Below are 10,264 nucleotides of genomic sequence, written 5' to 3' on the forward strand. Positions count from 1 at the left end.
AATTTCTGGCACGTTAAAATTGAACCTAACAGTATCAATGGATTGAATAAAGCTTCTGCAATTGACACTCTTCAACTAAGGGGGGTGGATTTACAAAGGTTTATTCGTAAATTAGGAAGCGTTTCTGAAATTACAATACTGTAAATTGTAGCCGCCATTGCTACTGTAATCGAATTTGAGGTCTAACAAATCATTGCACCCGACCAACAAAAAGCGACTGATGCTGGAAAATAGACCAAAATAGCGGTTGAATTCAGCCGTTAGCGATCGACCGCGCTACGCACCGATCGGGTGAAAGAAATTAGATAAATTCAACGCCGTATAAACTCCTCGTCAATGGCAAATCAGGTTATACTTCATCTTTCTGAAAACACCGCAAAAGTTAACGCACCGCAACCGTGGCACTGGCATCATTGCCGAACACATCCACTAACTGGACAGCGATCGCTCGTTTCCCTGCTGCCAACCCCGGTGCAGTCTTAACCAGTAATTTAGATAGTCAACAGCTTATCGATCCCATTTTTCCCTATTCTAAGCGCACAATCTCTCCACCTCTGGCTAGAGATAATTCTGCTGCCTGGAGGATTTTGACTAATTCCGTCCCTACCGATCCCGAAGATACAGGAGAATCGACCCCCGTAGCCACCGACTCTAAAAAATGTTCGCATAATGCTTTCAGGGGTTCACCATCGGCAATAGGGATAGATTCCGTCTCCTGTCCCCGGGGAATAAAATAGGCTTCCTGACGCTCAAAATGGCCCTTTTGTCGGGTTAAAGGCGATCGAGAGTCTAATTCATTGAAAATTAAAGTCCCTTCGCTGCCAACTATCCCTAAACGTCGCTGTTTATCGGGATTCAACCAACAAAGGTGAATAGTCGCTTGAAAACCATCGCCATAGATCAGGGTTAACCAGACTAAATCGGCTAGATTAGGTTGTAGCCAAACCGTTCCTCGTGCCTGAATTAATACTGGTGTACTATTTAACCAATGATTAAAAATCGAGATATCGTGAATAGCTAGATCCCACAAAGCGGACACATCCTGACGAACCGGCCCCAGGTGGGTGCGAGTGGCATAACCATAAAGAGGTTTACCGATACCCCCGGATTGCAGGACTTTTTGTCCAGTGATAACGGCCGGATGAAAAAGATAGGTATGATCAACTAATAAAATACGCTGTTTTTGCGCCGCTAATGCCGTTAATTCGGCACTTTCTTGGGTATTGAGGGTTAAGGGTTTTTCGGCGAGGACGTGATAACCTAAATTAAGAGCATCTTTAATCAGGGGATAATGGCTGATGGCGGGAGTAACGACGACTACGGCCGAGATTTCGGGGTGATTGCGAATAGATTCCCAGTCATTGGCTAAAATAACCTTATTAGTATCCAGATTAAATTGATCGCGACAGAGACGGAGTTTTTCAGGAGAGGAGTCAACGATCGCCACTACTTGTGCTGAGGGATGTTGAGAAAAATGGCGGACGAAATGGACTCCCCAACGTCCTACCCCTAAGATAGCGATTCCTGTGGACATTTTGCTTACTCAGATAAATCAATCTAGTTTATTTTAAAAGGATTAGGCGCAATTGTTCATTGATTCTGAGAACTGGAAGGGATTATGTTAAAATTTTTTATCGATCGAGGGGGAACTTTTACCGATATCGTGGCGATAATCGATCGACCAGAAATTATTGAACGACTAGCTAGAGATGCCGCTAGATTTCTGATTGTTCCCCTTGCCGATCAACAGTGGATTGTTCTCTATAAACTGCTCTCGGAAAATCCCGAAAAATACCCAGATGCAGTCATTCAAGGGATCAAAGATATTAGCGGTTCCCTAGATAACATCGAAGTGATTAAAATGGGAACAACGGTAGCCACCAATGCGCTGTTAGAAAGAAAAGGAGAGCGCACGGTTTTGTTAATCACCAAAGGTTTTAAAGATGCCTTGAGAATTGGCTATCAAAATCGCCCCGATATTTTTGCCCGTCAAATTATTCTTCCTTCTTTATTATACGAACAAGTTATCGAAGTGGCCGAACGGTACGATCGTCAAGGACAAGAATTAATCGCCGTTAATCCCGCCCAAGTTAAAGCCGATTTAATACCAGTTTATCAAGGGGGTATCCGAAGTTGTGCGATTGTTTTTATGCACAGTTATCGTTATCCCGACCACGAAAAACAAGTGGCAGCCATTGCCGAAGAAATCGGCTTTACTCATCTAGCCATTTCCCATCAAGTCAGTCCTTTAATGAAACTGGTATCCCGGGGAGATACCACGGTAGTTTCTGCCTATTTATCGCCAATTTTACGCCGCTATGTTGATAGTATTAGCCAGCAATTACCGAAAACTAGCTTGTTATTTATGAAATCCGATGGCGGTTTAGTCACCGCCGATAAATTTCAGGGTAAAGATAGCATTTTATCTGGTCCTGCGGGGGGAATAGTCGGGGCAGTACAAACCAGTTTAAGGGCGGGATTTAGCAAAATTATCAGTTTTGATATGGGAGGAACTAGCACCGATGTTTCTCATTTTCAAGGGGAATACGAGCGCCAAACAGATAACGAAATTGCTGGCGTAAGAATGCGAGCGCCGATGTTAAGTATTCACACCGTGGCCGCTGGTGGAGGTTCGATTTTAGTCTATGATGGTTCTCGTTTTCGGGTTGGACCAGAAAGTGCCGGAGCTAATCCGGGACCTGCCTGTTATCGACGGGGTGGACCATTAACAATTACCGATGCTAATGTTTTGTTAGGAAAAATTCAAGCCACCTATTTTCCCGCTATTTTTGGACAAGAGGGAAATTTACCCCTAGATAGAGAGATTGTGCTGACAAAGTTTCAAGAATTGGCGGCAACAATGGGGGGTAATAATAGTCCTGAACTGCTGGCTGCCGGGTTTATTCAAATTGCCGTGGAAAATATGGCTAATGCGATTAAAAAAATCTCTCTACAAAAGGGTTATGATCTCAGTGATTATACTCTTTGTACCTTTGGCGGTGCCGGGGGTCAAGTGGCCTGTTTAATTGCCGATACTCTGGGAATGAAAAGTATTTTTCTCCATCCCTATGCCGGGGTTTTAAGCGCCTACGGCATGGGTTTGGCCGATTTGAGGGTAATTAAAGAAAAAGCGATCGAACAGCCGTTAAATGCCGATTTAATCGGGCAGTTACTCACGAAAATGAACGAATTAGAAGTTTTAGCGGGTCGGGAATTAGAGGATTATAATCAGGTGCGGCAGCAAGTTAGTTTAAAATATCAAGGCAGTGATGCCACTTTAGCGGTTAATTTTAGCGATCAAATGCGTCAGGATTTTGAACGGGAACATCAAAGACGTTATGGGTTTAAGCAAGAACAAAAAGCTTTAATTGTTGAGTCGATTGCCGTGGAATTGATCCAGACTATGGACAGTCCCAAAGAAGCAATTTTAACTCGCTCCCGTCCGATGGGAGAATTACCTCCTATCCTCGATCGAGTAGCGGTTTTTATGGCTAATCAATGGCGAGAAACGCCAATTTATCAGCGTTCAGATCTGCAACCTTTTGATTGTCTCGCCGGACCAGCAATTATTATCGAAAAAATCAGCACGATTGTGATTGAACCGGGTTGGATGGCAAAATTAACGGAGAAAAATCATTTAATTCTCTCCAAAGATTAACTAATTGAACTACTTAGAAATATCTACAGCAGTTATCCTAATTGATCAATTCTCATTTCGCCGAGGTATTTACGGAGATAGGGAGAAAAAACCTCGTAAATCAGGGTAAGGGGTTGGCGAGCGTGCCAAAATAGGTAATGACGACCCCAAAATGCTCCTTTTTCCCCAAAAGCTATTTCTAATTCCGGGGAATGACCGTAATAAAGTCCCTGCACATCGCGATACAATTCCGTGTGCAGCCGCGAGAGACTTTCCCAAATCGGTAGGGAACGATTTTCTAGATATTCGTCCACTTGATTGACAGACCACCAAGAAGCGGCATAGGCTAACCTTTGACCACTAGCTGTGCGTAACCAGACTTGACGACGCAATCTCGGCCCCGGAATCAGGCTAATTTTCATCGGTGCGCCATCCTCATCGTCGCCGATGGGGGACATATCGATCACATCCACTTCCGTTTTTTCACCGGTTAAAAGTTGTAAATGACGGGTGGGAGAACCATCGCCGAGAATTAAAATCTGCCACGGGGGTGCGAGTTGGCTATGGGGTAAACCTTGTTTAACATCGGTTTCGTCTCCTTGCCAGAGAGGGGACAGGGAGTACCAAGGACGATTAAGCAGGGGCTTTTCTTGGGGGCGGAGGATAGCAGTCAAGGTTTGTTACAAAACTTTATGATTTTTTCATTAATCATAACACGGGATTTTTGTCTGCTGGTGATAAAAGCGATCGCCTTGCTCTAATTCTCTCTAAACTTTTCGGTTAGCAGATGCACTTTTGCCAAAGGAGATTGACTATTTTGATTTTAACGATAGAAAGGTATCAATATCTGGAGGAATTTTTGTAATCTTCTCAGGGCAATTAATTGTCGAATCTTGGGATTAATTTGGGGGGGATAAATGCTGGTGGCTAATTGTTCTTCTAGTAAGGCATATTCTGCCGCAGTTAGGGGTTGATTATCAAGGGGCGAGCGAGCCGAAGTGATAATTTCTGCTCGTAAAACTTCTTCGGGAATATCTTCAGGAGAGGGCAAAGCAAGGGCTTTTAGGGGCGATAAGAAACCGATAGAGATGAGGATGATAATTTTTGTCGTTCGCTGCATTTAATTTAAACCGGGGGGCAATTTTTCCCGACACTGTTGATGAATTTCCCCGATTCTAGCAAACAACCAGGGATATTTTTGACGATAACTGGGAATTAGAGCCAGAGGACTGAGTAGGGCAGTGGCGGCAATATCGGCTACACTTAATTTATCCGCCACCAAATAGGCCTGATTTTGCCAATATTCTAGAATCTTGAGGGCATTTTCTAGTCGCTCCTCCGCTAGTTTTACCCTGGCTGGGGTGATTTTATATTGTTGTCGCACGATATTAATAATTATTTGACTACTCAGGGAAGGATCGATCGCTTTTCCCTCTCCGGCGCGATAATTATAATAGACAAATCTAGTCGCTACTCCAATACTTTCATCTAACCAATCCTCTAGTAACCAAGCTTGATTTTTCTCCTTTTCCCCAGCGGGAATAAAAGAGGGGAAAGGAACTACTTTTTCTAAATATTTTAAAATGGCAGTAGAATCGGCAATAATCTCATCTGCTGCCATTAAAACTGGGACAGTGGTTAACCCTTTAGTTAGGGGACTGAGTTTGAGAATATGTAGTCCGGGGGTGAGATTTTCTACTTGGTAATCAATCCCCTTATAACCTAGGGCTAAACGAGCTTTGCGACAGTAATGAGATGTGCTAAATTGAAGTAAAAGCATTAATTGTTGTTGGTTGCTATATTAGTTATCAGTTATCAGTTATCAGATTTGAGTTTTAAGTTAACTGTTCACTGATCACTCTGTTGACTGAATTGGCAATAGGTCTATACTATGAGCAAACCCTCCCTTTTTTCGGCTGTTTCTCGTCCTTATGCGACTAATTCACAAGCAAAAGATCCCTGGTTAGCGGTCAATCTCTCGATGTTTTTCCCCGGTTTGGGACAATGGTATGCTAACAAAAACCAAAAAGCAACCATTTTGGCAATCGCTCAAGTAATATTAATAATTGTGACAATTTGGTCAATTTTTAGCCACAATGGCCATGTAAGCTGGGGATTAGGGGGAATAGTTGCTCTGGTTATCGTTTACATTAGCAATATTTTTGACGCTCACTGGACTGTTTATTATTCCAGACAGAATAACAGCTTAGAGAAAATTCCCCGCCAACAAAAAAACCCATGGTTTGCCGTCTTCGCTAACCGGATTATACCCGGGTTAGGGCAATTGTACGCCGATAAGGTGATCTTAGGGATAATTTTTCTGACTATATCCCTGATTACCCTGAAAATAGATCATTTTTTGGCCAATATCCTCTTTCTTACCCCTTTAATTACAGCAATCGCTGTTTATCATGTTTATCACACTTTCCCCGATCAATTCCATCCCCATCGTCACACCTATCGTTCCATTTTGGCGCTGATGGTGGCAGCAATTTTTACTTGGGGAATTATCTGTAATTATTTTCCCGATTGGTTACATCAAAGAATAGAATTTTTCGAGATTCCGAGCGAATCCATGCTGCCTACCCTCGCAGTAGGTGATCGCATTTTCGTCAGTCAATCTGGTAATTATCAAGCGAAAAGAGGCGATATAATTGTTTTTAGAACTCCCGAAAAAATTCAGCAACTAGATCCTAATTCTGGAGATTTTTTTATCAAACGAGTCATCGCTATTTCTGGGGATACCATTGAAATCCGCAGGGGTAAAGTTTATCTCAACTGGCAAGTTATCGAGGAACCCTACACCGCCGAGTTAGCCAATTATGAAATAGAATTTATGACTGTACCCCCAAAAAGCCTGTTTGTTTTGGGAGATAATCGTAACCATAGTTTTGATTCCCATGCTTGGGGTTTTTTGCCAGAAAGTTATATCGTTGGTCAAGCCTATAAAGTTTACTGGCCTCTCGATCGTGTCCAGTCCTTGCTATGATGGGGATGACTGGGGTAACTTTGAGCCTAGGTGTTACAGTTAGATGAGTCGGGGTATTGTTAGATGATTATAACATTCCCAACCTCTTGAAATGTTCCTGAAAAATCCCCACTGTTCCTAGATAATTAACTTCAATCTTTTCTTGATTAATATGCTGTTTAAATTCCCTCAAAAGCTGAAAATTAAGCAAATAATATTATTAGTATTCTGGCTAGGAATAGGGATATTTTTCTGGTGGTTATCGTGGCAATCCCCCGGGATGAGCCAAATTCAACGACCCGAAACAGTTGCCCAACAAATTTATCAAGCAATGCCAGATTTACCGAAAGAGAACAACTATACCCGTCGAGATACAGGGGCGATCGATCCGAATAATACTTTAATCAGTCGCTTTCTTCGTTATCATCAAGATACAAAAAAAAGGTTTACTCTCATCCGTTTTGATTGGCAATTAACCCTAGGGGATTATCTAGGAGTGAACGAGAAAATCAGCGAAGAAAACTATCCCGGACAAGCAACCCTTACGGTTAACCCGATGGCTGCCGATATCAAAGCGATTAACAGTCTTAATCGTCGTCAACGGCAGCAGTTAGTCACCCTTCTAGTCGAAATTTATAACCCCGCCATTCTCCCCCAAGAAACCCCCAATCCTAGCCCTTCTCCTAGTCCTTCTCCCCGTCGTCCATCTTTATCAAAACCGGGAGATGCCGACCTATTAAAATTCTAGAAAATTATGGAAAAAATTCTCAAATATGGTTCAGGTTGGCGACTCGGTTGGGATCCTAAGGCAGCCATTTATAAAGGATTAATTGGTGGCGATGATTGGGCGATCGAATTGACCGAGGCCGAGTGGCAAGATTTGCGTCGGTTACTATCACAATTGACCGCAACTATGGCGGCCATGGCCACAGAATTAATGGATGAAGAAAGTATTGCTTGTGAAGCGGAAAGCGAGCTTTTGTGGTTAGAAGCGGCAGGATTTCCCGATAATTATTCCCTGCGATTTATTCTCTATCAAGGTCGCGGTTGTGAGGGCAATTGGTCGGCCACTGCCCTGCCAGAGTTGCTCGCCGCTTGGGACAATTTGCTTTACAATTTTTAAGAAAGCGGTGGGCATAAGTTAATTTTTGTCTCCCCCTCTTGACGTTTTGATTCCCCTGTGCTGCTATGCTTGCCCATCCGAGGACGAGGACCGATAATCTCACCTACACTCCGCCCCCATTGCTGAAAAACGGTTTTGCCATGACTCTCTATGTGTCCCTAAAAGCGCGAGAAACCTGGCAAAATACGATCGCTATTCCCGAACCAGTCTATCAAGAAACCATTTTCACCGGGGCCAATGCCGTCCCTATCTACGGGATTGTTTCCATTCCCCCGCAAGCGAAAGGAACAATTATCGGCACCTACGGCATCACGGGAGACTTAGATAATCAATGGTTTTTAAGAATTTTAGGCAGAAAAGCCGTAGCGAGAAACTACGCAGTCGTCCTCTTCGATTGGCGCGCCCACGGTAAGACAGCCGAATTATCCCCGACTCTCACCTCCGATGGCATCTATGAAGGGCTAGATTTCATTCATATTGCCGCCCAAGCCCAAAAAATGGGCTGTCCTGCTCCTTTTTGGTTCACGGGTTACTCTCTGGGGGGACAATTGGCCCTCTGGGGAATTAAATCGGCAGAGAATCAGGAAGATATGGGGATCGATCCCGTCGATATCGGTGGTGGTGCGGTAATTTGTCCTAATTTAGACTCTAATCGTTCTTTATCCTATCTCGTCCGGGATCCCTGGGGGAAACATTTGGAAAAAGCGATCGCCAGGGAATTACGCAAGTTAGCCAAACGCATCCATCAAGCTCATCCCGATCATATCGATCCCGAAGCAATTACTCGCGCCACCACGATTGCAGGATTCGATCGAGAATTAGTGATTAAAAACTTAGGATTTGAGACAGTTTTTGACTATTATGCCGCTAGTAGTCCCTTGCCCTTTCAACCCTATTTAACTAAACCCACTTTTATCCTCTACGCGGCCGATGATCCCCTCTTTTCCCCCGCAGTTATTCCCGATCTGCAAGCAGCGATCGCCGATAATCCCCACGTCGATCTACTCTTAACCAACTATGGCGGTCATGTGGGTTATATCAGCAGTTTATCCTGTCAGCGTCAGTGGGGCGATAGCGATCGCTGGTGGGCATGGAATCGGGTTTTAGACTGGTTTGACCAAAAAACTGGCAAATAATCCTAAATCCGTTGAGTATAGGTTACATATCACGATAGGCACTCATGCAAGAGGGGGAATAAATAATCAGTCTTTAATAACCAGATTTAGTATAGGGTTTGCTGAATAAATCTAAAAACCTTGTTGTATAAGACTTTTAGACTTTTTTCCCATCAAAAAGTGCCAGACATTGGGGTGATCGGGGGGGAAATTTAGGCACTTTTTCCCTGAAAATTAGGTAATTGACCCCCTGAAAATGGGTAAAACCCCACACCCCACACCCCACACCCCACACCCTGCCCCCACGAAAAACTTTTTGCCGCAAACCCTAGTATAGTTTCTAGGAGTCAAAGGCCGCTAGAAACTCCTCCACCTGTTCCCGAGTCGGTTGGGATGCGATCGCTCCTGCCCCCCTTGTCACCATTGTCCCCACCGCACAGGCATAAATCACCGCCTTACGGGCTAAATCGGCATTTTCCCCAATTTGATCGCCCCCAAGAGCGGCACGAGCCAAAAAACCGGCCACAAAGCCATCCCCCGCCCCGGTTGTATCCACCACCTCCCCAGGAAAAGCCTCGACAGTGCCGCTATTTTTGCCTAAATGATATTTACAACCTTTTGCGCCGCCAGTAACTAGAATTGCCCCTAAATTGGGGTATTGTGATGATATTTCTCCGGGGGTATCAGTGCCAAATAACCATGCTGCTTCTTCCTCGCTACATTTGAGCAAATCGGCCTGGACGATAAAATCTCGAATGATATCAGGGGCAGCCTCAAGATTAGGCCAAAAAACCGGTCGCCAGTTGATATCGATCAATACTTTCACCGCGTAAATTTTAGCTAATTCGAGGGCGCGCATCATCGCCGCTCTCGCCGGGGGATAGGCTAACCCTAGGGTTCCCATCACTAGATAATCGGCATTTTTCCAGAGATTTTCGGTTAATAAGTCAGCATTAAGAGCATTATCGGCAAAATACGTCGTTTTTCTGCCGCCAAAACCCGCAAAATGTCTGTCTCCCCCAGCATCGCGGGTGACATAAACTTGTCGGGTGGGTAGAGTGGGGTGATACTGTACACCAGTGGTATCGACTCCGAGAGCGTCTAGCAAGGCGATTAACTGTTCCCCTCGTTGATCTTTGCCCACACAACCGATAAAAGCCGAATTTATGCCCAATTTTCGCAATCCACAGGCCACGTTTGCCGGCGCACCCCCGGCATAGGTTGTCCAAGAAGTCACTTGCTCTATAGAGCGCTCGCTTTGATCGGCAATTAGATCAGAGAGGATTTCCCCTAAACAAATGACAGACACTGGCGAAGATATTTGATTGTTAAGCATTGGTGTGGGAAGTGGGGTGTGGGGTGTGGGGTGTGGGGTGTGGGGTGTGGGGTGTGGGGTGTGGGGTGTGGGGTGTGGGGAGAAT

Annotated in this window: 10 protein-coding genes and 1 pseudogene; 6 read left to right on the forward strand and 5 right to left on the reverse strand. The window is 44.5% G+C overall.

Annotated elements, in window-relative coordinates:
* Positions 1 to 144: pseudogene (locus O9300_RS18190) on the forward strand (type II toxin-antitoxin system PemK/MazF family toxin); the annotation flags it as partial.
* A gap of 382 nt (positions 145 to 526) precedes the next feature.
* On the opposite strand, the gene O9300_RS18195 reads toward O9300_RS18190, so the two are convergent.
* Positions 527 to 1,534: a Gfo/Idh/MocA family protein gene (locus O9300_RS18195; RefSeq protein ID WP_287973171.1), complete on the reverse strand. Its 1,008-nt coding sequence runs from the start codon at positions 1,532 to 1,534 to the stop codon at positions 527 to 529.
* A gap of 84 nt (positions 1,535 to 1,618) precedes the next feature.
* Here O9300_RS18195 and O9300_RS18200 point away from each other — a divergent pair, with 84 nt between their 5' ends.
* Positions 1,619 to 3,658 (forward strand): hydantoinase/oxoprolinase family protein, encoded by a 2,040-nt coding sequence (locus O9300_RS18200; RefSeq protein WP_287973172.1) that lies wholly within the window; start codon positions 1,619 to 1,621, stop codon positions 3,656 to 3,658.
* 32 nt (positions 3,659 to 3,690) lie between these two features.
* Here the strand turns inward: O9300_RS18200 and O9300_RS18205 are convergent, their stop codons facing one another.
* The 3 genes from O9300_RS18205 to O9300_RS18215 form a co-directional block, all read right to left on the reverse strand.
* On the reverse strand, positions 3,691 to 4,311 hold the full coding sequence (locus tag O9300_RS18205) for a chorismate lyase (protein ID WP_002758121.1): 621 nt from the start codon (positions 4,309 to 4,311) through the stop codon (positions 3,691 to 3,693).
* Positions 4,312 to 4,460: 149 nt separating this feature from the next.
* Entirely contained in the window at positions 4,461 to 4,757 is a 297-nt protein-coding gene (locus tag O9300_RS18210) for a hypothetical protein (protein WP_002758119.1), read from the reverse strand.
* Positions 4,758 to 5,417, reverse strand: coding sequence for a glutathione S-transferase family protein (locus tag O9300_RS18215; protein WP_061430577.1), 660 nt, complete (start codon positions 5,415 to 5,417; stop codon positions 4,758 to 4,760).
* A gap of 111 nt (positions 5,418 to 5,528) precedes the next feature.
* Here O9300_RS18215 and lepB point away from each other — a divergent pair, with 111 nt between their 5' ends.
* The 4 genes from lepB to O9300_RS18235 all read left to right on the forward strand — a co-directional run bounded on the left by lepB (position 5,529) and on the right by O9300_RS18235 (position 8,864).
* On the forward strand, positions 5,529 to 6,626 hold the full coding sequence (gene lepB, locus O9300_RS18220) for a signal peptidase I (RefSeq protein ID WP_287973173.1): 1,098 nt from the start codon (positions 5,529 to 5,531) through the stop codon (positions 6,624 to 6,626).
* A 151-nt stretch (positions 6,627 to 6,777) separates the two neighbouring features.
* Entirely contained in the window at positions 6,778 to 7,353 is a 576-nt protein-coding gene (locus O9300_RS18225) for a hypothetical protein (RefSeq protein WP_287973174.1), read from the forward strand.
* A 6-nt stretch (positions 7,354 to 7,359) separates the two neighbouring features.
* Positions 7,360 to 7,728, forward strand: a complete 369-nt coding sequence (locus O9300_RS18230; protein WP_002758115.1) for a DUF1818 family protein — start codon at positions 7,360 to 7,362, stop codon at positions 7,726 to 7,728.
* A gap of 65 nt (positions 7,729 to 7,793) precedes the next feature.
* Entirely contained in the window at positions 7,794 to 8,864 is a 1,071-nt protein-coding gene (locus O9300_RS18235; RefSeq protein ID WP_287973176.1) for a YheT family hydrolase, read from the forward strand.
* A 319-nt stretch (positions 8,865 to 9,183) separates the two neighbouring features.
* Here the strand turns inward: O9300_RS18235 and O9300_RS18240 are convergent, their stop codons facing one another.
* Complete coding sequence (locus tag O9300_RS18240) at positions 9,184 to 10,179, reverse strand: carbohydrate kinase family protein (RefSeq protein WP_287973180.1); 996 nt, start codon at positions 10,177 to 10,179, stop codon at positions 9,184 to 9,186.
* Between the last annotated feature and the right edge of the window lie 85 nt (positions 10,180 to 10,264).

Origin of the sequence: Microcystis sp. LE19-195.1E (genome assembly GCF_027532095.1) — a bacterium.
GTDB lineage: Bacteria > Cyanobacteriota > Cyanobacteriia > Cyanobacteriales > Microcystaceae > Microcystis > Microcystis aeruginosa.